The sequence below is a fragment of the uncultured Mailhella sp. genome, assembly GCF_944324615.1.
In the GTDB taxonomy this organism is placed as follows: Bacteria; Desulfobacterota; Desulfovibrionia; order Desulfovibrionales; family Desulfovibrionaceae; genus Mailhella.
The window spans coordinates 1-22,574 of the sequence record NZ_CALUWY010000045.1; the positions used below are offsets into that span (position 1 = coordinate 1).

Annotated in this window: 21 protein-coding genes and 3 tRNA genes; 15 read left to right on the forward strand and 9 right to left on the reverse strand. The window is 62.2% G+C overall.

Annotated elements, in window-relative coordinates:
- Window positions 1-17: 17 nt before the first annotated feature.
- The 9 genes from atpA to Q0K07_RS09370 all read right to left on the reverse strand — a co-directional run bounded on the left by atpA (window position 18) and on the right by Q0K07_RS09370 (window position 7,853).
- On the reverse strand, window positions 18-1,532 hold the full coding sequence (gene atpA, locus Q0K07_RS09330; RefSeq protein WP_294558701.1) for a F0F1 ATP synthase subunit alpha: 1,515 nt from the start codon (window positions 1,530-1,532) through the stop codon (window positions 18-20).
- A 3-nt stretch (window positions 1,533-1,535) separates the two neighbouring features.
- Complete coding sequence (gene atpH, locus Q0K07_RS09335; RefSeq protein WP_294558702.1) at window positions 1,536-2,087, reverse strand: ATP synthase F1 subunit delta; 552 nt, start codon at window positions 2,085-2,087, stop codon at window positions 1,536-1,538.
- Window positions 2,084-2,644, reverse strand: a complete 561-nt coding sequence (locus Q0K07_RS09340; RefSeq protein WP_294558703.1) for an ATP synthase F0 subunit B — start codon at window positions 2,642-2,644, stop codon at window positions 2,084-2,086. The genes atpH and Q0K07_RS09340 overlap by 4 nt, the downstream gene beginning before the upstream one ends.
- Window positions 2,645-2,666: 22 nt before the next feature.
- Window positions 2,667-3,083 (reverse strand): ATP synthase F0 subunit B, encoded by a 417-nt coding sequence (locus tag Q0K07_RS09345; RefSeq protein WP_294558704.1) that lies wholly within the window; start codon window positions 3,081-3,083, stop codon window positions 2,667-2,669.
- A gap of 131 nt (window positions 3,084-3,214) precedes the next feature.
- Entirely contained in the window at window positions 3,215-3,652 is a 438-nt protein-coding gene (locus Q0K07_RS09350) for a hypothetical protein (protein ID WP_294558706.1), read from the reverse strand.
- Window positions 3,653-3,936: 284 nt separating this feature from the next.
- Window positions 3,937-5,049 carry a rod shape-determining protein RodA gene (rodA, locus tag Q0K07_RS09355; RefSeq protein WP_294558708.1) on the reverse strand — a complete coding sequence of 371 codons (1,113 nt, stop codon included), beginning with the start codon at window positions 5,047-5,049 and terminating at the stop codon, window positions 3,937-3,939.
- A gap of 250 nt (window positions 5,050-5,299) precedes the next feature.
- Window positions 5,300-6,103: a pyrroline-5-carboxylate reductase gene (proC, locus tag Q0K07_RS09360; RefSeq protein ID WP_294558710.1), complete on the reverse strand. Its 804-nt coding sequence runs from the start codon at window positions 6,101-6,103 to the stop codon at window positions 5,300-5,302.
- Between the two features lie 3 nt (window positions 6,104-6,106).
- Window positions 6,107-6,526: a nucleoside-diphosphate kinase gene (ndk, locus tag Q0K07_RS09365; protein ID WP_294558712.1), complete on the reverse strand. Its 420-nt coding sequence runs from the start codon at window positions 6,524-6,526 to the stop codon at window positions 6,107-6,109.
- Window positions 6,527-6,629: 103 nt separating this feature from the next.
- Window positions 6,630-7,853 carry a S41 family peptidase gene (locus tag Q0K07_RS09370; RefSeq protein WP_294558731.1) on the reverse strand — a complete coding sequence of 408 codons (1,224 nt, stop codon included), beginning with the start codon at window positions 7,851-7,853 and terminating at the stop codon, window positions 6,630-6,632.
- 333 nt (window positions 7,854-8,186) lie between these two features.
- Here Q0K07_RS09370 and Q0K07_RS09375 point away from each other — a divergent pair, with 333 nt between their 5' ends.
- The 15 genes from Q0K07_RS09375 (at window position 8,187) to Q0K07_RS09445 (ending at window position 22,363) form a co-directional block, all read left to right on the forward strand.
- Window positions 8,187-9,017, forward strand: coding sequence for a hypothetical protein (locus Q0K07_RS09375; protein ID WP_294558714.1), 831 nt, complete (start codon window positions 8,187-8,189; stop codon window positions 9,015-9,017).
- A complete protein-coding gene (gene fusA / locus Q0K07_RS09380; protein ID WP_294558716.1) occupies window positions 9,014-11,056 on the forward strand; it encodes an elongation factor G in 2,043 nt (680 codons plus the stop codon). Before Q0K07_RS09375 ends, fusA begins: the two co-directional genes overlap by 4 nt.
- Window positions 11,057-11,224: 168 nt before the next feature.
- On the forward strand, window positions 11,225-12,079 hold the full coding sequence (gene rsmA, locus Q0K07_RS09385) for a 16S rRNA (adenine(1518)-N(6)/adenine(1519)-N(6))-dimethyltransferase RsmA (RefSeq protein WP_294558718.1): 855 nt from the start codon (window positions 11,225-11,227) through the stop codon (window positions 12,077-12,079).
- A 61-nt stretch (window positions 12,080-12,140) separates the two neighbouring features.
- Window positions 12,141-12,413, forward strand: coding sequence for an HU family DNA-binding protein (locus Q0K07_RS09390; protein ID WP_294558719.1), 273 nt, complete (start codon window positions 12,141-12,143; stop codon window positions 12,411-12,413).
- A 58-nt stretch (window positions 12,414-12,471) separates the two neighbouring features.
- Entirely contained in the window at window positions 12,472-12,654 is a 183-nt protein-coding gene (locus tag Q0K07_RS09395) for a hypothetical protein (protein ID WP_294558720.1), read from the forward strand.
- Window positions 12,655-12,823: 169 nt separating this feature from the next.
- Entirely contained in the window at window positions 12,824-13,120 is a 297-nt protein-coding gene (locus Q0K07_RS09400; RefSeq protein WP_294558721.1) for a hypothetical protein, read from the forward strand.
- A gap of 51 nt (window positions 13,121-13,171) precedes the next feature.
- The gene (rpsU, locus tag Q0K07_RS09405) at window positions 13,172-13,375 is read left to right on the forward strand and encodes a 30S ribosomal protein S21 (RefSeq protein ID WP_077074093.1); all 204 of its coding nucleotides are present in this window, start codon (window positions 13,172-13,174) and stop codon (window positions 13,373-13,375) included.
- A 166-nt stretch (window positions 13,376-13,541) separates the two neighbouring features.
- Window positions 13,542-13,994 (forward strand): GatB/YqeY domain-containing protein, encoded by a 453-nt coding sequence (locus Q0K07_RS09410; RefSeq protein WP_294558723.1) that lies wholly within the window; start codon window positions 13,542-13,544, stop codon window positions 13,992-13,994.
- 3 nt (window positions 13,995-13,997) lie between these two features.
- Window positions 13,998-16,331 (forward strand): Smr/MutS family protein, encoded by a 2,334-nt coding sequence (locus tag Q0K07_RS09415; protein WP_294558724.1) that lies wholly within the window; start codon window positions 13,998-14,000, stop codon window positions 16,329-16,331.
- Window positions 16,332-16,347: 16 nt separating this feature from the next.
- Window positions 16,348-18,060 (forward strand): DNA primase, encoded by a 1,713-nt coding sequence (gene dnaG, locus Q0K07_RS09420; protein WP_294558726.1) that lies wholly within the window; start codon window positions 16,348-16,350, stop codon window positions 18,058-18,060.
- Entirely contained in the window at window positions 18,050-19,855 is a 1,806-nt protein-coding gene (rpoD, locus tag Q0K07_RS09425) for an RNA polymerase sigma factor RpoD (protein WP_294558728.1), read from the forward strand. Before dnaG ends, rpoD begins: the two co-directional genes overlap by 11 nt.
- Window positions 19,856-20,092: 237 nt before the next feature.
- On the forward strand, window positions 20,093-21,967 hold the full coding sequence (gene mnmG / locus Q0K07_RS09430; RefSeq protein WP_294558729.1) for a tRNA uridine-5-carboxymethylaminomethyl(34) synthesis enzyme MnmG: 1,875 nt from the start codon (window positions 20,093-20,095) through the stop codon (window positions 21,965-21,967).
- A gap of 118 nt (window positions 21,968-22,085) precedes the next feature.
- A tRNA-Val gene (locus tag Q0K07_RS09435) sits at window positions 22,086-22,161 on the forward strand.
- 10 nt (window positions 22,162-22,171) lie between these two features.
- Window positions 22,172-22,248: transfer RNA gene (locus Q0K07_RS09440), tRNA-Asp, on the forward strand.
- Between the two features lie 38 nt (window positions 22,249-22,286).
- A tRNA-Asp gene (locus Q0K07_RS09445) sits at window positions 22,287-22,363 on the forward strand.
- Window positions 22,364-22,574: the final 211 nt, after the last annotated feature.

A 22,574-nucleotide genomic window follows, 5' to 3' on the forward strand; every position in this document is an offset into this window, starting at 1 on the left:
TTCAACGAAGGCATGAGTTACCCCCGCGCCTTGAAGGATACCTTGAACTCTTTGATGGCCGCGGAAAGACGGGCTTCGAGATCATCATCCAGCTTCTTGCGATCGCGGATATCTTCAAGGATATCGGGCTGCTCGGTGCGAAGCATTTCCAGCAGGCCGGCTTCGAAGGGAAGCACGTCCTTCACCTCGATATCGTCCAGGAAACCGCGGGAAGCGGCGAAGATGGAGGCCACCTGCTCTTCCGTGGGCATGGGATGATACTGAGGCTGCTTGAGCAGTTCCGTCATGCGGGCGCCGCGGTCGAGAATGGCCTTGGTGTCCTTGTCCAGGTCGGAGCCGAACTGGGCGAAGGCCGCCATTTCGCGGTAATGGGCGAGGTCGAGGCGAAGGGAACCGGCCACCTGCTTCATGGCCTTGATCTGCGCCGCACCGCCCACGCGGGATACGGAGATACCCACGTTGATGGCCGGGCGGATGCCGGCGTTGAACAGGTTCGTTTCCAGGAACACCTGACCGTCGGTGATGGAAATCACGTTGGTGGGGATGTAGGCGGAAACGTCGCCGGCCTGCGTTTCGATGACGGGCAGAGCCGTCAGAGAACCCGCGCCGAGATCATCGCTGAGCTTGGCCGCGCGTTCCAGCAGGCGGGAGTGCAGGTAGAACACGTCGCCGGGGAAGGCTTCACGTCCCGGAGGACGACGGAGCAGCAGGGACATCTGGCGGTAGGCCACGGCCTGCTTGGAAAGGTCGTCGTAGATGATGAGGGCGTGTTCGCCGTTGTCGCGGTAGAATTCCGCCATGGTGCAGCCGGAATACGCGGCAATGTACTGCAGAGGCGCGGATTCCGAAGCAGAAGCGGAGATGATGGTGGTGTATTCCATGGCGCCGTGCTGGCGCAGGGTTTCCGCCACCAGGGCCACGGTGGACTTCTTCTGGCCGATGGCCACATAGAAGCAGTGCACGCCCGTGCCCTTCTGGGCAAGGATGGCGTCCACGCAGATGGCCGTCTTGCCCACCTGGCGGTCGCCGATGATGAGTTCACGCTGACCGCGGCCGATGGGCGTGATGGCGTCGATGGCCTTGATGCCCGTGACCATGGGTTCGTGAACGCTCTTGCGCTGCATGATGCCGGGAGCCTTAAGCTCCACGGGACGAATTTCCGTGCTTTCCACCGGTCCCAGGCCGTCCAGCGGCTGGCCCAGGGGGTTCAGCACTCGACCCGCCACGGCAGGACCCACGGGCACGGAGAAAATCCGGCCGGTGCGCCTGACGGGGTCGCCTTCCTTGATGTCGGTATCGTCGCCGAGAAGCGCGACGCCGACATTGTCTTCTTCGAGGTTGAGCACCATGCCCATGAGCCCGCCGGGAAACTCCAGCAGTTCCATGGACATGGCATTCCGCACGCCGTACACGCGGGCGATGCCGTCGCCCACATACATGACGGTGCCAGTCTCGCTCATTTCCACGTGCTGGTCGTAGTTGCGGATCTGCTCCTCGATGATCTTTCCGATCTCTTCAGCCTTGATGTGCATGGCCTACTCACCCCTCTTGATGGATTCCCTGAGGTTGTCGAGCTGCGCGCGCAGGCTCGCATCGTACACCTTGTCCCCCACGCGGAAGACGACGCCTCCGATGATGGCCGGGTCCACGACGTAGTCAAGCTCAAGCTTGCGCTCTGTCTGCGATTCCAACTTCGTTCTGATGCTGTTTCTGCGCTCTTCATCCAGCTCCACGGCCGTGGTGACGACGCCGCGTGAAATGCCGCGGGCCTCATCCAGCATGGCCGAAAAATCCGCCGCAATGGCGGGGAGCAGCGGCAACCGGCCCTTGTCGGCCAGAAGCGCGCAAAAACGCTGTTCCACAGCGCCGCCGCCCGCCACATCCAGCAGGGACAGCGCCACTTTCTTCTTCTCTTCCGTGGAGAGGACGGGGTTGCGGAAAGCTTCCGCCAGCCGGGGAGTCTTTTCCACCGCCTCGCCCAGTGCACTCAGAGACGCTCCATAGCGTTCCAATTCCGCCATGCCCGCCTCTTTCCCCAGGGAAAAGAGCGCCGCGGCATAACGACGGGACACGACATTGCCGATCACTGCAGCACCACCTTGGTCAACGATTTGTCGATCAGTTTCTGATGCGTCTTGGCATCCAGCCGGTCGAGAAGGCTCTTTTCCACTTCCGTCACGATGACTTCCGCCATGCGTTCGCGGATGGCTTCAAGCTCGGCCTTGCCTTCCTGCTCCGCGGCGAGAGTGGCCTGCTCCACGATGTGGGCGGCTTCCTTCTCGGCCTCGGCCAGAATGGAGGCCTTGATCCGTTCAGCCTGAGCGCGGCCTTCTTCCAGGAGCTTCGCGCATTCCGCCTCGACATCGGCGATGCGGCGTTCCACCTCCGCCAGACTCGCTTCCGCCTCGGCCTTGCGCTTTGCCAGATCGTCCATTTCACGGACGATCCCTTCACGGCGGTCCGTGAAGAACTTTTTGATGAGCTTGCCCGCTGCGTACCAGATGATGCCCACGAATATGGCGCCATTGATCACGCGGAGCAGAAAATCGCCCCAGGGAAGGGAATGCCCCTCGCTTGCGGACGCGATCTGGCACGTTATCAGAACCAGAGCGCAGGCCGCCGTCATACCATAAAGTTTTTGCACGCCGTTCTCCTTGCTGCGATGACTATCCAAGCATGGACTTCAGGGCGACCTGAACGAAATCGCCCACTCTCCCGTCAAGCTCGCGCTGCGCTTCCGCACTTTCCTCGCGGATGCGCCCGGCGGCGGCGTGATGGATGGAGCGGGCCTTATCGCCGGCTTCGTTCAGCCTGGCCTGAGCCGCCTCTTCCGCGGCGGCCTTCATGCTCTTGCGAAGGGCGGACACTTCCGCGCGGGCCTTCGCTATGCGGGCATTGTACCCGTCCAGCTTAAGGCCGGCCTCGCCCTCAAGGGTATCGGCGTCGCCTCTCAGCACGTCATTCTGCGCGCGGCGGCGGGCCATGGCGCCCCGCACCGGGCGAATGATCAGGTAATTGATGATCGCAAGGGCGATCAGGAAATTCACCACCTGAATCAGGAGGGTGATGTCGATATTGATCATTCCGGGAACCTCCAACCGAAGCTGTAAAAAGGGGCCACTTGCCGATGTGCATTCTAAGCCCCCAAAGTTCTGCGCTCCTGAATTATTGGGAGTAGAATCATGTTTTTAGGTACCCCGTTTTTCATTCTTTGTCAAAGCCGGAAGAGTTTTTCTCCATCAAATAAAGCGGTTCCGCGTTCACTTTGCACAAAAAGTGACAACAACACCCATTGTGGCATATCATACTGGAAAGGCTCTTTCTTTTGATTTTCACCACGCAGAACGCGCTGAAAAAGGCGTCCGGAGGGGGCGCATCTTTCCTCATTTGCCGCCTGTTCCCTCCGTGAAAAAATAAATAAAAATATATTCGGGTATTTTTTCACACGAAAAAAAGCCGGGGCCCGCGCCCGGATCAGGCAAAAAAAAGCGGCACGGAAAAAGGCGGAGGAGAAAAAATCTCCGCCGCCTTTTTCTGTATCCTTTTCAGAACATGTCTTCCGTGAACGCAACACGGAGCCTTCCGACTGCAATAAAAGCCCGCCTTCCCGCCGCGCATCTGAAGAGCTCCCGCAACTTTTCTGCGAAACCATGCCGGAAAGGCCCTCCCGGTGCCCTTTTCCCCCTCTGGGCGGCTCCCGGGCGTCCTTCCGCCCGCCGTCCCGCGCCTCTGCTGGGCACGGGCGCGGAGCGCAGGCCGGAAAAAGCCCTTCCCGGCAACGCTTCTGCAAAAATCAGGCCCCTGCGGCGCGCCCGGAGGCTTCTCCGCCGAGAAAACGCGCCCCTTTCGCGGCTTGCCCCGGCCAGAACAGGCCGTTTATGGACAAAAAGAGAGGAAAAGGCGGCTTCTGCCGGGGGGAGCTTTTGCCCTGCCGCGTCAGCTCTTGAACACGAAACGCCGCATGGAAATACTGAGCACAATGCCCACAAGGGCGCAGTTCACCACCAGCGCGGTGCCGCCGTAGCTGATGAAGGGCAGAGGCATGCCCACCACGGGCATGAGCCCCACCACCATGCCTATGTTCACCACGATCTGCCAGAAGAAATAGAAGAAGATGCCCGCCGCCAGGGTGGAGCCGAAACGGTCCTTGGCGTTGCGCACGGTGCTGTACATGGCCATGAGGAAGAGACAGAACAGCGTGACGAGGGCCATGCAGCCCGCAAAACCCCATTCCTCGCCCAGAACGGCGATGGCGAAGTCGGTATGCTTTTCCGGCAGAAAGCGCAGCTGGCTCTGCGTGCCCGCCAGAAAGCCCTTGCCGAACATTTCTCCGGAGCCTATGGCGATCTGCGACTGGATGATGTGGTAGCCTGCGCCGCGCGGGTCGCGCGTGGGGTCCAGGAAGGTAAGGATGCGCTCCTGCTGATAGTCGTGCAGCACGAACCAGCCGAGGGGCATGATGAGGGGAATGACCAGCAGGCACACGCGCAGCACGCGCCACTTCACCCCGTGAAAGAGCACCATGCCGCCGAGCAGCACGAGCACCGTGAGCCCGGAGCCGAGGTCGGGCTGCTTGGCGACGAAGAGAAAGGGCACAAAGCCTATGGACAGAACCTGAGCAAGCCTCTTCCAGCCCAGGGATTCCCCGTCGCGGCAGAGGGCCTTGGCGCCCATCATGAGTACGGCGAACTTGGCCAGTTCGCTGGGCTGAAGGTTCATGATGCCGAGATCTATCCAGCGCTTGGCCCCGTACACCGTCTTGCCCACAATGGGCACGAGCAGAAGCAGAAAGAGCACGATGACATAGCAGGGAACGGCCAGCCTTTCGATGCGCCGGTAGTCGATGAGCATGCACAGCACCATGACGCAGAGGCCGATGAGCCCCCAGACCAGCTGGCGCTGATAGAAGGGCGAAAGCACGAAGCCCCCCTCGATGCGGGAACCGCTCGCGGAATAGAGGTTCACCATGCCCACGGCGAAAAGCAGAATGGTAAGAAAGACAAGGCCCCAGTTGATCTGGAAGAACATTCTTCTGTCGGGCATCTGCATGGGGTACCTCCGGACGCTCCCCGAAGCGCCCTTCCCTGCCGGAAGGCGCCGGGGAACATGCATGGCTTGCTCTTTGTACCGGCATCCCGCCGGGGCCGCCTTATGCGCAGTCCGTGCCGCCGAAGCGTGGACCTTGCGCGCAGAAGTTGCGGCGCTGTTTTTCCGCGCCCTTCCCGCCGGGGCCCGGAGTTGAAAACGCGCACGGCGTTGCCCGCCGTGCGCGATGATGTCGGAAGGGAAAGGGGGAACCTCAGTCGGAGGACGCCATTTCCCTGTCGCGCTTCAGGGCCTCCAGCACGGCGTCGGTCACATGACCGGGCACGGCGCAGCGCTCCATGTGGTTCACGCCGCGTATGGTGGTGCCGGAAGGAGAACACACGCGCACGCGCAGGTCGGCAAAGCTCTCCCCGCTTTCCAGCGCGAGGCGGGCCGTGCCCTCCACCATGGCCGCGATGAGCTCGCGGGATACGGGCGCCTTGAGGCCCATGGTGATGCCTGCGTTGAGCAGCCCTTCCATGAAGAGCAGCACAAAGGCCGGACCGCAGCCCACCAGAGAGGAAAAGGCCGGGAACTGCGCCTCGGGCAGGGCAAGGGCCATGCCCATGAGACGGAAGAGCGCAAGAAGCTCATCCTTCTGCCCGCTGGTCAGCGCTTCGTCGTCAAGGCACAGGGCGAACACGCCCCTGCCCACGATGACGGGCAGATTGGGCATGCAGCGCACCACGGGGCAGCGCCCTTCCACGCCCTTCTTCAGCTTTTCCATCGAGAAGGCGGCCGCAAGGGAAATCACCACCTTGGAAGAGTCGAGCACGGGGCGTATCTCCTCCAGCATGGCTTCCATCTGATAAGGCTTGACGGCAAGAATGATGACGTCGCAGAGACCGGCAAGCTCACGCGGGCTTTCCGCCCAGGTCACGCGGCCTTCCGGGCCTGCGCCTTCCACCTTGGCACGGGTATGGTCGTGCCCGAAAAGGGCAAATTCCTCATGGGCGACCAGGCCCCTGAGCACGCCGCCGCCCATGTTGCCGCAGCCTATGCAACCGATGCGCTTCATGGCTCAGCCTACGATTTCCGTCCGGCTGAAGAAGAAGGCGACTTCCCGGGCGGCGGTTTCGGGAGCGTCGGAACCGTGCACGGCGTTGGCCTGCACGCTCTGGGCATAGAGCTTGCGGATGGTGCCTTCCGCAGCGTTCGCGGGGTTGGTGGCTCCCATGAGGGTGCGGTAGGCGGTGATGGCATCCTCGCCTTCCAGCACGGAGCAGACCACGGGGCCGGAAGTCATGTATTCCACAAGCTCGCCGTAGAAGGGGCGTTCCTTGTGCACGTCATAGAAGGCTTCCGCCTGGGCGCGGGTGAGGCGGATCATCTTCATGGCCACGATGCGCAGACCGCTCTTCTGGATCATGGCGAGAATTTCGCCCTGAAGGTTGCGGGCCACGGCGTCGGGCTTGATGATGGAAAGGGTTTGCTGAATCATGGGATTCCTCCGTCCTGCGTTGCGGGGCGCAAAAAGCTCCCTCTGGTTATGAAATACGTCCCCCGGCAGTGCGCCGCGGCATGGCACAGAAACGTGCGGCGGATCAGTTCTTCAGCGCCTTCACCACGGGCATGGTCTTGGCAAACTGAAGGGCCAGGCGAAGCTGATTGTCACGGTCCAGCATGGCGCCCACGTCTTCCGCGTCGCCCACCTTTTCCTCCTGCTTTTCTTCCTTTTCCCCGTCCTTCTGTTCCAGGTGGCCGCGCAGATCCTTTTCGCGCAGGGAGAAGGAAGGCCCGGTGTCCTCGCGCGGGGCTTCCCATGCCACTTCAAAGTCGGGAGAAATGCCTTCGGCCTGTATGGACTTGCCCGAAGGCGTGTAGTAGCGGGCCACGGTGAGCTTGAGGCCCGTGCCGTCGGCCAGAGGAATGAGATTCTGCACCGAACCCTTGCCGAAGGTGCGTTCGCCGAGAATGAGAGCGCGCTTCTGATCGCGCAGGGCGCCGGCCACGATTTCCGAGGCCGAGGCGGAACCGGAGTTCACCAGCACCACCATGGGGCAGGTCACATCTTCGGGCTGGGGATGCGCCTTGAAGGTGCGTTCGGAAGAAGCGTCGCGCCCGCGCATGGACACGATGACCCCATCTTTAAGGAAGAGGTCGGCCACTTCCACGCTCTGATCCAGAAGGCCGCCGGGATTGTTGCGCAGATCGAGCACAATGCCCTTGACCGCGCCCTTCTTCTTTGCGGCCGAGAGCGCGTCGGTGAGTTCCTGTGCGGTATGACCGCTGAAGCGGGTGAGACGGATCCACCAGTAGCCGGGTTCCAGCTCGCGCGACTTCACGCTGATGAGCGGGATGGCGTCGCGCTTGATCTTCATGGTCACGGGGCGGGAGGCATTCTTGTGCAGGACCTGCAGTTCCACCGTGGTGCCGCGCTTGCCGCGCATTTTGGACACCACTTCGGTCAGGGACATTTCCATGGTGTACTGCCCGTCCACGGCGAGAATGGAATCGCCCGCGCGCAGACCGGCCTTGTAGCCCGGGGTGTCCTCGATGGGGCTCACCACCATGACCTGCCCGTTCTCCATGGTTATTTCCACACCCACGCCGAAGAATTCGCCGCTGGTGTTTTCCTGCATTTCCTGAAATTCCTTTTCCGTCATCAACGTGGAGTGCGGGTCAAGGTTCTGGAGCATCCCCTTGAGCGCGCCTTCCAGAAGTTCCTTCTGGGAAACGTCGTTGACGTAGTACTGCTCCACCATGTCCAGTATCTGACTGAAGCGGCGCAGGGACTCGTAGTCGTTTTCCGCGCTGACGGCCTTCATCACGCCCCCGCCGGCCAAGAAAGTGACAAGGGCGAGCGCCGCCGTGGTCAGGACACGAATTTTTTGCATGTGAGCCTCCGATTGGCATGGAACATCCGAGACAAGATAGAGCCGTTCCGGCCAAAACGCAATGTATTTCCTTGCCTCCCGGGGCGGAAGTGTGCGCGTATTCCGCGGCGTTACCCGGAAGGCCCCCGCCGAAGACGAGCCCCCCAAAAAGCGCGCCTTCCCGGCCCGGAGCGCCTTGCGCGCGCCCCGCACAGGGGTGCACGCAACATTTCATTTGACGCGGGGGCGTGAGCAACGTACCCAAGAAGGGAAAGGGAGAACAGCATGAGCCCCACCTTTGATATTCCCGCCTGGCTGGAAGCCTGCCGCCCGGACGATGCGCTTTACGCACAGGCCTATGAGGCATGCCCCGCGCAGCTGCGGGCGCTTCTGAAAACATCCATCGCCTTTGCCTTCCACCGCTCCGGCATGAAGGACGGCGAGACCGACATCCGCGTCGACTGCCCGCGCGCAGGCTTTGTCCGCAGGGAGCATTTCCGCCCCGCCGCGTGGACCCTTGCCGTGACGGGAAAGAACTTCGCCTCGCCCGCGCGCTTTCTCGCCGCGGCTCTTCCCGCCGTTCTCGCCGGTGTGCCCCATGTGCTCACCGTGTCCCCCGCCCCCTTTGCCCCGGCCCTTTCCACGGCGCTGGAACTGGCCGGACTTGAGGATTCCTTCCTGCTTGATGCGGAGGGCCTAGCCTCCCTGTACGAAGATCTGCGCGCCGCCTCGCCCGACGGCAGAATCCTTGTCTTCCCCGGGCCGGAAGGCTTCGACGAAGGCATGAAGGATCTGCTGCACAAGGCCGCGGCCGACGGCACGCCCCTGTACCGCGACAGGGCGGCGCCGAGAATCCTTTCCTTATATAAGAACACGGATACGCCTGCGGCCGGAGAAGTGGCAAAGCGCCTTCTCTGGCTGCACCCCGACGCCACGCTTCTCGACATGCCCTCGCCGGGCATGGACGCCGTGTTCACGCCGCAGCCCTGCGCCGAAACCTTTGATGCGCCGCTGACGGCAGGCCCGGGCATGGAAGCCTGCTGGCCGGGCCCCTCCCCGGAATTCTTCCGTACCGGCGCCCTCTGCGCCCAGCTTGTCCAGGAGATACGGTCATGAGTCATGACACTATGAAAAACCTTCGCAATATCGGCATCATCGCTCATATCGACGCGGGCAAGACCACGCTCAGCGAGCGCATACTCTTTTACACGCGGAAGATACACCGCATGGGAGAAGTGCACGACGGCACGGCCACCATGGACTTCATGCCCGAGGAGCAGGAACGCGGCATCACCATTGCGGCGGCCGCCTCCACCTGCCGCTGGAAGGAATGGACGCTGAACCTCATCGACACTCCCGGCCATGTGGATTTCACCATAGAGGTGGAGCGTTCCCTCCGCGTGCTCGACGGCGCGGTGGGCGTGTTCTGCGCCGTGGGCGGCGTGGAGCCGCAGTCGGAAACGGTGTGGCGGCAGTCCGAAGCCTTCGGCGTGCCCAAGATCGCCTTTGTGAACAAGATGGACAGGGTGGGCGCGAACTTTTCCGCCGTGCTCGACGCCCTGCACGACAGGCTGGGGGCCACGCCCGCAGCCGTGACCGTGCCTCTCGGCGAAGGGCCGGACTTCTACGCCGTGGCGGATGTCATTGCCATGAAGAAGCTTGTCTTCGACGAGGATTCCCAGGGGCAGACCATGGAAGAGCTGCCCCTTGAGGGCGACGAAAAGGAAATCGCCCTGCTCTGGCGGGAAAAGACGCTGGAAACCCTGGGCGAGAACGACGACACCTTCATGGAACGCTACCTTGAGGAGAGCTTTTCGGAAAAGGACATCCACGAAGCCATGAAGCGCGCCACCCTTGCGCGCAAGGTGACGCCCGTGCTTGCCGGTTCCGCGCTGAAGAATGCGGGCGTGCAGCCGCTGCTCGACGCCGTGGGCCGCTACCTGCCCTCGCCGCTGGACGTGCCCGCCCCGCACGGCACCTCCGTGGACGGCAAAGAGGAAAAGGAACTCGACATACGCCCGGAGGCCCCCTTCTGCGGCCTGGTATTCAAGGTGCTCATGGAAGGCGGGCGCAAGACCTGCCTTGTCCGCATCTATTCGGGCAGACTGAAGGAAGGGGACGTGGTGCGCAACACGGCGCAGAACAGGGAAGAGCGCATATCCCGCATGTTCCGCATGGATGCGGACCAGCAGGAGCAGCTTGCCGAAGCCTCCTCCGGCGACATCGTGGCCGTGCTCGGCCTGCGCAGCGCCCGCACGGGCGACACCGTGGCCGCTCCGGGGCTCGACATGCTGCTGGAGAACCTGGAAAGCGTGAAGCCCGTGATCTCCATGGCCCTTGAGCCGCGCAACGCCGATGAAGGCAAGACGCTGGACGAGGCTCTGGCCCGCTACAGTGCGGAAGATCCCACCCTCGGCGTCTCGCAGGACGAGGATTCCGGCGACCGCATCATTTCCGGCATGGGCGAGCTGCACCTTGACGTGGTGCTCGAACGCATGCGCCGCGAATACGGCATCAGCCCGCGCGCCGGACAGCCGCAGGTGGTGGCGCGCGAAACGGTGCGCGCAGAGGGCGAGGGACACGGCATATTCGACCGCGACCTCGGCACCGTGCATCACTTCGGCGAAGTCACCCTCACCATGGCCCCGGCCGGGCGCGACGCGGGCAATCATGTGGCCCTTGCCGAAGAACTGGCCCACCCGGCGGACCCGAAGGAGGCCCTGCCCCGGCAGCTGGTGGACGAAGTGCTTCAGGGCATTTCCGACAGCCTGCTCTCCGGCCCGCAGACGGGCTATCCCGTGCAGGACGTGAACGTCACCGTGACGGCCATACGCAAGGAAAACGCCACGGCCGCAGGCTGCCGCATGGCCGCCTCCATGGCCGTGCGCGACGCCATGGAACATTCCCGCGCCTGCGTGCTCGAACCCATCATGGACGTGGAAATCATCGCACCGGAAGAAGCCCTCGGCTCCTCCATCAGCCTGTTCCAGAACTGCGGCGGCAAGGTGGAGGAACTCGGCGAGAGAGGCGGCATGCGCTACCTCTCGGGCATGGCCCCCATGCGCCGCCTGTTCGGCTTCTCCACGGCCCTGCGTTCCGCAACCCAGGGCCGGGCGGGCTTCACCATGCGCTTCAAGCATTACGATTCCATGTAACAACAACCCATACAACGGCTCCTGCCGTCTGCCGAAGGCATGGACGCGCTCCCGGAAGGAAGACTCCGTGCCGTGCGGGAACCGTTCCCCTTTTTCCGGTAAAAGACACGGGCGGAAGGCCCGTTCCGCAGCGGAAAAAGCCCCTGTGCAACGACAGCCGAGAACACTATGAGCGACATCAACCTCTTCACCGCCGCCCGGGCCAAGAAAAGCCTGGGACAGCACTTTCTGCGCGACGAGCGCGTGGTGCAGCGCATTGTGGACCTTCTGCGCGTGGAGGAAGGCGACCAGGTCATGGAAATCGGCCCCGGTCCCGGCGCGCTGACGGCCCTTCTGCGGCCCCTGCCGTGGAAACGGCTCCTGCTGCTGGAAAAGGACGACCATTACGCCGCCGAACACGCCGCCCGGCCCCTGCCGGGCCTGGAAGTGGTGGCCGGCGACGCCCTCGCCTACCCGTGGGAAAGCCTGGAAGGGCCGTGGAAAATCGCGGGGAACCTCCCCTACAACGTGGCCTCGCCCCTCATGTGGGACGTGGTGAGCCGCGTGCCGCATCTTTCCCGCGCCGTGTTCATGGTGCAGAAGGAGGTGGGCGACCGCCTCATCGCCGGGCCGGGCAGCAGGGATTACGGCGCCCTCAGCGTATGGGTGCAGAGCTTTGCCGCCACAAGAAAGGGCTTCGTCATCGGGCCTTCGGCCTTTTCCCCGCCGCCAAAGGTGGATTCCGCCGTGGTGGTCTTCGAGCCTCTGCCGCCGGAAAAAAGACCCGCGCACCCGGAGGAGCTTTCGCGCCTCATCAAGATATGTTTCCAGCAGCGCAGAAAGCAGCTTCAGGGCATACTGCGCCGCGCTCTGCCCGGAACTTTCTCCATGGAGAAGCTCGAAAGGCTCGGCATCGACCCGGCCCGGAGACCGGAAACGCTTGCCGTGGAACAGTTCCAGCAGCTTTCCGAAAGCCTTTTTCATGAAAAAATCATGGGGGAGCGCCCCGTCTCTCTTGACGATGGGCAGGAAACGTGTACCTAAAAGAAAACCGCGCCACCCCCCTTTCCCTTTTCACCTCTGCCTCTGCAGAAAGGAGCAGCTTATGACCAAGGCTGAACTCATCGCCAAAATCGCCGAACAGGCCGCCATCAGCAAAAGCAGCGCCGAACAGTCCCTGAACGCCCTGCTCGACGCCATTCAGGACGCTCTTGCCGCCGACGGCAAGCTTTCCCTGCCGGGCTTCGGTTCCCTCGTGGTGGAAGAACGCAAGGAACGCAAGGGCCACAACCCCCGCACCGGCGAAGCCATCACCATTCCCGCCGGCAAGGTCGTGAAATTCAGGGCTGGCATTAATCTGAAAAAGCAGATACAGTAGTCGGACGGTCCTACCCCGGCCCTCGGGCTTCGGGCCGTCAGCCGTTCAAGGAGTCTTCATGCTTATTCATGGTGAAAATGGACATGGCCCCTTCCCCTGGGATCTGCCCCTGTGGCAGCCCGACTACGCCATCTTCTTCGGTGTGCTCTACGCGGTGCTTCTCATCCTCGGCATCGGGCTTACGCTGGTGTTCGCCCGCGCCATAAGGGACGCGAAGAACGGCGGGCATAAGGAACACTAGCCCGCTTCGGAAAACGGTCGCTTTCAGGAAAGCTTCCGGAAGGATGGAAAAGGCGGGGTCTGCCCGCCGCCTCCTTCAAGGGCACGGGAAACACCGCATGCCCCCCTCCGGCATCAGGTCTGTGCCGGGGCGCCTCTGCGCCCTGCCGCAGAAGCCCTGCGGCGCGCATATGCTGCATATGCGATGCACGGGGCGGCTTTCCGGCTTCGCCGAAGTCCTTTCAGGCTGCGGCTGCACGACCAAGGCGCATGCCTTTGCGGAACATGCGCTCTGCAACGCGGCCGCGCACGAAAAATTTTTCTTTTTTTTGCAGGTTTCCCCGGAGTACGGCACCCCGGGGGCTTGCTTTTTGTTGCAATCTGTTTTAGTTTTCTTCTCTCCCTGCCCCGAGAGCCTGCATGGTTTCGCGCTCAAGGCGTTGCGCAGGGGCCACATTTTCCGTTTTTCCCTTCGGTTCACTCCCTGAGAACTGGCGGATCGGACGGAACAAGAGATTCGCTGAAAGGGGGTGATTTCTGTGCCCGGAGTTTTTCTCAACGAAGACGATTACAATTTCGACATCGCTCTGCGTCGTTTCAAGAAGCAGGTGGAAAAGGCCGGCGTTCTTTCCGAAATGAAGAAGCGCCAGCACTATGAAAAGCCCAGCGTCATGCGCAAGAAGAAGAAGGCCGCTGCCCGTAAGCGCCTCATGAAGAAGATGCGCAAGGTCAACATGGGGTAATCTTCGACGACAACGGTTCGCATGGGTTCTGAACCGTATGCAGACCGGTTTCGGAGCCGGAAATTGGACCTTTCATCAGGCTGATTTCCGGCTCTTTTGCCATTTCAGGGGAGAGCATCTCCCCAAGAAAGCGCCGCGCCCCCGGCGGTGGATTGAAGAAGACGCTATGAGTATCGCTGAACAGATAGACAAGGATTACATCCAGGCCTACAAGGCCAAGGATCAGGTGAAGCTCGGCACGCTGCGCCTTTTGAAGACGGCGGCCAAGAACCGCCAGGTGGAGCTTATGCGTCCCCTGGATGATGACGACTACATGAGCGTGCTTCTGCGCGAGGTCAAGCAGCGGCAGGATTCCATAGAGCAGTACACCGCCGCGGGCAGAACCGACCTTGCGGAAAAGGAAGCTGCGGAAGCCGCCGTGCTTCAGGCCTATCTTCCCGCTCAGCTTTCCGCGGAGGAACTTGCGGAAGTGGTGGAAAGAGTGGTGGCTCCCCTGCTTGAAGGCGGCATGAAGAACATGGGCCGCGCCATCAGCGCCATCATGGCGGAATACAAGGGCCGTGTGGACGGCAAGGCCGTGAGCGCCGCGGTGAAGGCGCGCCTTCAGCAGGCCGGCTGATCTATGGACGGAAGAACACTTCACGCTCTGGAATTTCCCCGCGTGCTTGAACGGCTTTCCGATTTCTGCCTTTCCGAGGCAGGAAAGGAAGCCGCTCTTGCCTTGCGCCCCATGGACGACGCAGACAAGGTGCGCGAAAGTCAGCACCTTTACGACGAAACGCGCTCCTGGCTGGCCGAGGGCGAGTTTGCGCCCGTATCCTTCCCCGACATTTCCGGCCTTCTGGCCCATGTGCGCACCCATGCCGAAGCGCTCTTCGACATGGACGGCCTCTGGGCGCTGAAGGAAACCCTCGCCCTTGCCCGCCGCGCCGTTCAGAGCATACACGCCGGCGCCGGGCGCCGTCCGCTTCTGGACATTCTCGCCTGTTCCCTGCCCCTGCCGGAGCTCACCCTTTCCGCCCTCACCCGCTGCGTGGGGGACGACGGCTACCTTAAAGATGAAAGCTCCCCCGGGCTTCTGCTGGTGCGCGGAGAAATGCGGAGCATCCATCAGAACTGCCTGCGCCGCGTCAAGGAATTTGCGGAAAAGTACAATATCGGCCGCTACCTGCAGGATGACTACATGACGCTCTCCTCCGACCGTTATGTGCTTCCGCTCAAGGCCAATTTCAAGGGCCGGGTACAGGGCATCATCCACGACTATTCCAATACGGGCGAAACGCTGTATTTCGAGCCCATGTTCCTGGTGGAGCAGAACAACCGCCTGCAGCAGCTCAAGCAGGAGGAACGCGAGGAAGAGCGCAAGGTACTGCGCATGATCGCGGACCTCATCGCGCAGGAAATGCCCATGGTGGAATCGGCCTGGAACCTGCTTGTGCAGGTGGACCTGCTTCAGGCCAAGTGCGCCCTGGGCGCCGCCCTTTCCGGCACCTGCGTGCCCCTGGAGGAAGGAGCGCTGCTGCGCCTTTCCGCCGCGCGGCATCCGCTGCTCGTGCTTGAGGCCGCCCGCCATGCTTCGGACAGGAACTATACCGGCCCGCGCCGCATCGAACCGGCCGACCTTGTGCTGCGTGAAGGCGACCGCGTGCTCGTCATAAGCGGCGGCAACGCCGGCGGCAAGACGGTGGCCCTGAAGACCCTCGGGCTCATCACGCTCATGACCCTTGCCGGTCTTCCCGCCCCCGTGGAGGGAGGCTCCACCCTGCCCTTCTGGAAGAACGTCTATGCCTTCATCGGCGACGAGCAGAGCCTCGACGACCATGTTTCCACCTTCACCGGGCAGATACGCCACCTTTCCGACATCTGGGAAAAGCTGGACGCCCACGCGCTGGTGCTGCTTGACGAATTCGGTTCCGGCACCGATCCCTCACAGGGCGCGGCACTGGCTCAGGCCGTGCTGGACGGTCTTCTGGAAAAGGGAGCCTACACGGTGACGGCCACCCATTTCCCCGCGCTCAAGAGCTATGCCCTCACCCACGACGGCGTGCGCGCGGCCTCGGTGATCTTCGATCCTTCCACCAAAAAGCCCCTTTTCCACCTCGCCTACGATCAGGTGGGCGCAAGCCAGGCGCTCGATGTGGCGCGCGAACACGGCCTGCCGGAATCGGTGCTCCGCCGGGCGGAACATTATCTGCTCATGGACGGCGACGACGCAAGCGCCGTGATGGAGCGCCTCAACGAACTGGCAAGGCAGAGGGAGGACGAGCTTTCCCGCCTGAAGGACGAAGAGCGCCGCCTGCGCGACAGGCGCGAATCGCTCCAGCAGAAGCTGGAGAAGGAGCGCCAGAGACTCGACGAGGAAGTGCGCCGCATGTCGCAGGAACTCATGCGCGACTACAAGAGCGGCAAGGCCACGGCAAAGCAGGCGCAGAAGGAAATGTCCCGCCTGCGGGCCGATCTTGTCCGTTCCGCCAGGGACATGGAGGAGGAGCGGCCCGCCGCCGATCCGAATCTGTTCACCGTGGGCGGCGAAGTGCTGCACCGCATGTGGAACAAGAAGGCCGTGCTGCGCGAGCTGGACGAGAAGAACGGCAAGGGCAAGATAGACCTGAACGGCGTGACCATGTGGGCCCCGCTTTCCGATCTTCAGCCCGTGTCCGCCGCATCGCCGGGGCCGAAGGCTTCGGTCACGACCAAAGTTTCCCGTCCTGTTTCCTTCCTGCGACTTGACTTGAGGGGCAAGCGTGCTGATTTAGCATTGGCGGAGCTTGAACAGTTTCTCGACCGTTCTCTTCTTTCCGGTGTGGAAGGAGTGGAAATCGTACACGGCCGGGGCACCGGAGCGCTGCGCAAGGCCGTGCATGAGCTTCTGCGCACCTTCCCCGGCGTGGAATCCTACCATACCGCCCCGGAAGATCAGGGCGGCGACGGCATGACGCAGGTACTGTTCCGTTAGGATACGGGCATAGAACATGAAAAACAGTGATGTGATACAGGCGATCAAGTCGCGCATCAGCCTTGCCGACATGGCAAGGCGCTATGTGGAGCTGCGTTCCGTAGGCTCCCGCCTTGTCGCGCCCTGCCCGTTCCATCAGGAAACCAAGCCCTCCTTTTCCATCAACGAGGAGCAGGGCACGTTCTACTGCTTCGGCTGTCAGGCCTCCGGCGACATCTTCGACTTCTACGGCCGCCTGAACGGGCTGGACTTCAAGGAAACGCTGGCCGCCCTTGCGGAAGAGGCCGGCGTGAAGCTCGACACCTACCGCCCGGATCCCGGCGCAAGGCAGCAGCGTTCGCAGAAGCGCGACATGCTGAAGATGCACGAGCTTGCCGCCGCGCATTTTCACAGCAGCCTCGCCTCTCCGGCGGCCTCCCAGTGCCGCGACTATGTGGCAGAGAGGGGCATTTCCCCGGAGCTTCAGGAAAAGTTCGGCCTCGGCTGGAGTTCCGATTCCTGGCAGGATCTTACCGATACGCTGCGCCGCGCGGGCTTTTCCACGGAAGCCGCCGTGGAATGCGGGCTTCTGTCCAGAAGCCACGGCGGAAGAGTGTTCGACCGCTTCCGCAGCCGTCTCATGTTCCCCATACGCAACCTTTCCGGCCAGGCCATCGCCTTCGGCGGGCGCATCCTCCCCGCCCTTGCGAAGGAGGACGACGCCAAGTACATCAACAGCAGCGATTCGCCCATCTACAAGAAGGGGGAGCACCTTTTCGGCCTCTTTCAGGCCAGGCCCTCCATTGCGGTGAAGAAGAACATCATCCTCACCGAAGGGTACATGGACGTCATCACCCTGCATCAGTACGGCTACACGCAGGCCGTGGGCGTACTCGGCACCGCGCTCACCCCGGAACAGATCAAGAGGCTCTCGGGCTTCAGTTCGCACCTTGAGCTCATGTTCGACGGCGACAACGCGGGCCGCAAGGCGGCCTTCCGCTCCTGCGAAATGCTGCTCTCGCGCGGGCTTTCCTGCAAGGTCATCCTCTTCCCCGGGGACAACGACATCGACAGCATGCTGCGCACCTTCGGGACCGAAGCCGTGGAGGATCTGCGCGCCCACGCCCAGGACGGGCTTGCCTTCTGCATTTCCGTGCTGCGGAGCATGGCCCCGCGCGAGGCCGTGGAATGGGCGAGACGCTTTCTTTCCCAGGTGGACATGCCCGAGCTTTTCCACCGCTTCGCCCAGGAACTTTCCGCAGGACTCGGCCTTTCGGAGGCGGATCTGCGCGGCGGGGTGCTGGAAAAGAAGAAGGCCGCCTCGTTTTCGGTGCAGAGACCCGCAACACCGCACGCCATCACCCGCGACAGGGAGATCATGACCTTTGCGGTGCGTTACCCGCACCGCCTGCCCGACCTTCAGGCTGCAGGGGCCGACCTTGCCCTTGAGGCTCCGTGGGCGCTCAAACTCTGGGACAAGATAGCCCGTTACGGTTCCGAACAGGCCTTCGACGAGCTTGACCCCAGGGAAAAGAATTTCTGGATACGATGCCGGGGCGACGATGCCCCGCCGCTCGACAATGAGGAAGGCGAGCTTATCGCCATTCAGCAGATGCTGAATAATTTGCAGAAGACATCGCATATGGCTTCCGTCGTGGCGGCCCTTCGCCAGGGCACGGCCAGCCGGGAAGCACAACGGGAATACATGCGCGCGCTTCTTGAAGCGCGAGGGAGGCGTAGTGACCAATAATCTTAAAGAAATCCAGCAGGTCAAGGCTCTTATCGCCAAGGGCAAATCTGCCGGCTACCTCACCTTTGAGGAAGTCAGCAAGTCTGTCCCCGCAGAGATGAGCACGCCCGAGAATTTCGAAGAAATCATAGCGATGTTCGATCAGATGGACATCGCCATCGTGGATACGGAAAAGGAAGGCAAGTCCATCGTCGTCAACCATGCCGACGCGGAAAACGATCCCGTGGACATCGTGTTCGATGAAACGGACGACGGTTCCCTGGAATTTCCCCTCGACCTCAGCTCCGACGACTCCGGCGATTTCGCAGCCCGCAACACCGACCCGGTGCGCATGTACCTGCGCGAGATGGGCGCGGTGCCGCTGCTCGACCGCGACGGCGAAGTCGTCATCGCCAAGAAGATAGAAACCGGCGAACAGGACGTGCTCTACGCCCTGGTGGAAGTGCCCGTGGCCGTGGAAGAACTCATCAACGTGGGCGAAGACCTCAAGCAGAACCGCATCAAGCTGAAGGATGTGGTGAAGACCATTGAGGAAGACGATCCCACGGAAGACGAAATGAACCAGCGCCAGCGGGTCATTCTGCTGCTGGATGAAATCAAGGCCATCTACAAGAAGAAGCACAAGATCTACCAGAAGCTCGACGCCTGCTGCACGCTGGAACGCCGCGTGGCCGCCACGCAGAAGGAAATCCTCCAGTACAAGGAGGAAGTGGTGGACCGTCTGCGTGAAATCAAGCTGGAAAAGACGCTCATCGACCGCATCGTGGAAACCGTTGAGGACTATGTGCGCCAGATGAAGAACTATCAGCGCGAACTCGACGCCTATGTGGCCACCACGGGCAAGACGCAGGAAGAACTTCAGGCCCTGTTCGAGGCTCTGGACAACCGCACCCGTTCCATGCAGGACGTGGCCGCGGAACTGGACATGAGCGTGGACAAGATGTTTTCCTACAAGGAACTCATCGTGGGCAAGATCGAGAGCCTCCAGCGCCTGCGCGAAAAGTGCTGCCACGACGTGGACGACCTTGAGGAAGTGCTCTGGCGCATCCGCCGGGGCATGGTGGCCTCCATGCGCGCCAAGCAGGAACTCATCCGCTCCAACCTGCGCCTTGTGGTCTCCATTGCCAAGAAGTACACCAACAGGGGCCTGCAGTTCCTCGACCTCATTCAGGAAGGCAACATCGGCCTCATGAAGGCTGTGGACAAGTTCGAGTACCAGCGCGGCTACAAGTTCTCCACCTACGCCACCTGGTGGATACGGCAGGCCATCACCCGCGCCATCGCCGATCAGGCCCGTACCATCCGCATCCCCGTGCACATGATAGAGACCATCAACAAGCTCATCCGCACCTCGCGCTACCTGGTGCAGGAGCTCGGCCGCGACCCCACCCCCGAGGAAATCGCGGACCGCATGGACTACCCTGTGGACAAGGTGAAGAAGGTGCTCAAGATCGCCAAGGAGCCCATCTCCCTGGAAACCCCCATCGGCGACGAGGAAGATTCCAGCCTCGGCGATTTCATCGAGGACAAGAAGGCCGTGGCCCCCGCCGAAGAGGTGGTGAACACCAAACTTTCCGAACAGATCGCCTCGGTGCTGGCCGACCTCACTCCCCGCGAGGAGCAGGTGCTGCGCAAGCGCTTCGGCATCGGTGAAAAGTCCGACCACACCCTTGAGGAAGTGGGCAAGCTCTTCAACGTCACCCGTGAACGCATCCGGCAGATCGAAGCCAAGGCCCTGCGCAAGCTCCGCCATCCGGTGAGAAGCCAGACCCTGCGTTCCTTCTACGAAAACTGATCATCGCGGGCATTTCCGCGTTCCATGAGGCCGCCCCCGGATATTCCGGTCGCGCGGCCTCATGGCGTACCGAAGGGCGGAAAAAGCCCGGGCCGCACTGGCCTCTTCCGCAAGCCCCTTCCCGGACTCTTTTCCGTGCAGAGGCATGGGCCAGCAGGCCCCGGCAACGCTCTTCCCGGGCTGTCCGGGCCTTATGCATACTTTTCTTCTCCAGAGATCAAACAAGTCCTTAAGCCAATGACACACTATTCCTGCATCGTCGTCGGGGCCGGTCACGCCGGCTGTGAAGCCGCCATGGCCCTTGCCCGTCTGGGTCATGACGTTCTGGTCATCACCAGCAACGTGGACCGCATAGGTCACCTTTCCTGCAACCCCGCCATCGGCGGACTGGCCAAGGGGCATCTGGTACGCGAAATCGACGCCCTCGGCGGCTGCATGGGCCGGTGGGCCGACGAGGCGGGCATACAGTTCCGCATCCTGAACGCGAGCAAGGGCCCGGCCGTGCGCGCACGCCGCGCGCAGATCGACCGCGAAACCTACCTCGCCGCCGCCAGACGCGACCTTTTCGCCCAGGAAGGCCTCACCATCTGGCAGGACATGGTCACGGAGATCATTGCGGAAAACGGCACGGTGTGCGGCGTGCGCACCCAGCTCGGCAAGGAGTTCGCCGCCGAACATGTGCTGCTCACCACGGGTACCTTCCTGCAGGGGCTCGTGCATGTGGGCCTTGTGCACTACAGCGCGGGGCGATTCGGCGATTCCGCGGCCATGCGCCTTTCCGATTCCCTGCGTTCTCTGGGACTCACCCTCGGCCGCCTGAAAACCGGCACCACGCCGCGCCTTCTGGCAAGCACCATCGACTTCGACGCGCTGGAAGCCCAGTACGGCGACAATCCGCCCCAGGGCTTCAGCTTCAGCGGGCCCGGCCCCGTGCTGCCGCAGGTGCCCTGCTACATCAGCTGGACCAACGAACGCACCCACGACATCATCCGTTCCGGCATGGACCGCTCCCCCCTGTTCACCGGCGTCATCACCGGCGTGGGCGCGCGCTACTGCCCCTCTGTGGAAGACAAGGTGGCACGCTTCCCCGAACGGGACCGCCATCATGTGTTCATCGAACCCGAAGGCCTCGGCCGGCAGGAATACTATGCCAACGGCATATCCACCAGCCTGCCGCTGGATATTCAGGAAAAGATGGTGAACTCCATCCGCGGGCTGGAACACGCAAAAATCGTGCGCCCGGGCTACGCCATCGAATACGACTATGTGAACCCCGTGCAGCTGCGCCCCACCTTTGAAACCCGCAAGGTGAACGGCCTGTGGCTGGCCGGGCAGATCAACGGTACCTCGGGCTACGAGGAGGCCGCCGCCCAGGGCCTGTGGGCCGCGCTCAACATGGACGCGAAAATCTCGGGCAAGGAGCCTTTCCTGCCCGCCCGCAGCGAAGCCTACATGGCCGTGCTGGCCGACGAACTGGTCACCAAGGGTACCAACGAACCTTTCCGCATGTTCACCTCCCGCGCGGAATACCGCCTGCTCCTGCGTGAGGACAATGCCGACGCGCGCCTCACTCCGCGCGGCCGCGACATAGGCCTTGTGGGCGACCATCAGTGGGAGGTGTTCCGCGAAAGGCAGAAGGCCCTGCACGGACTCATGGACAAGCTCACCTCCGTGCGCCTCACGCCCGACGCCGCCACGCAGGCCGCCTTTGCCGGACTCGGGGAACCCTGCCCCAGTCAGGCCGTCACCCTGGCCGACCTCGGCCGCCGTCCGCAGCTTCCCCTGCGCCGCCTCTCCGTGTTTCTGCCGGAACTGGCCGACGCGCCCGAAAGCATCGTGCAGGAAACGGAAACCATACTCCGCTACTCCGGCTATCTGGAACTGCAGGATGAGCTGGTGCGCCGCGCCGCCCGGCAGGAGGCCGTGCGCCTGCCCGCCGACATGGACTATACCGGCATCGCCGGGCTTTCCCGCGAAATTCAGGAAAAGCTCAACGCCATACGCCCCCTCACCCTGGGCCAGGCCGGACGCATTTCCGGCGTCACTCCGGCGGCCCTGGCCTGCGTGGAAATCGAGCTGAAAAAGCGCGGCCTGTATCAGGAAAAATCCTGAGAAGCGGCAAATCATAGCAAAAACAACATGTTATAAGCCTCTTTCAAAAAAAATCGCGCAAAGCACGTTTTTTCTGTTGACAGAAGGGGGCATTTTCCATAAACACATACCTGCGCATGGGCAGTTAGCTCAGTTGGTAGAGCATCGCCTTCACACGGCGGGGGTCACAGGTTCAAGTCCTGTACTGCCCACCATGCGAAAAGTGGAGCGGTAGTTCAGTTGGTTAGAACGCCGGCCTGTCACGCCGGAGGTCGTGGGTTCAAGTCCCATCCGCTTCGCCACTTTTGTTTAAAAGGGGTTTTCCCCCCACTCCATATCTGGAGCGGTAGTTCAGTTGGTTAGAACGCCGGCCTGTCACGCCGGAGGTCGTGGGTTCAAGTCCCATCCGCTTCGCCATTCAAGGCCCCGCAGACATTGTCCGCGGGGCTTTTCTTTTCCTTTTCGCATCACTTCCGCCCTTCCGGCCCGGAAAAAAGCCGCGCCGCCGGAAAACATCCCGGATCGCTGTTGACAGAAAGGAACATTTTCCCTAAACACATACCTGCGCATGGGCAGTTAGCTCAGTTGGTAGAGCATCGCCTTCACACGGCGGGGGTCACAGGTTCAA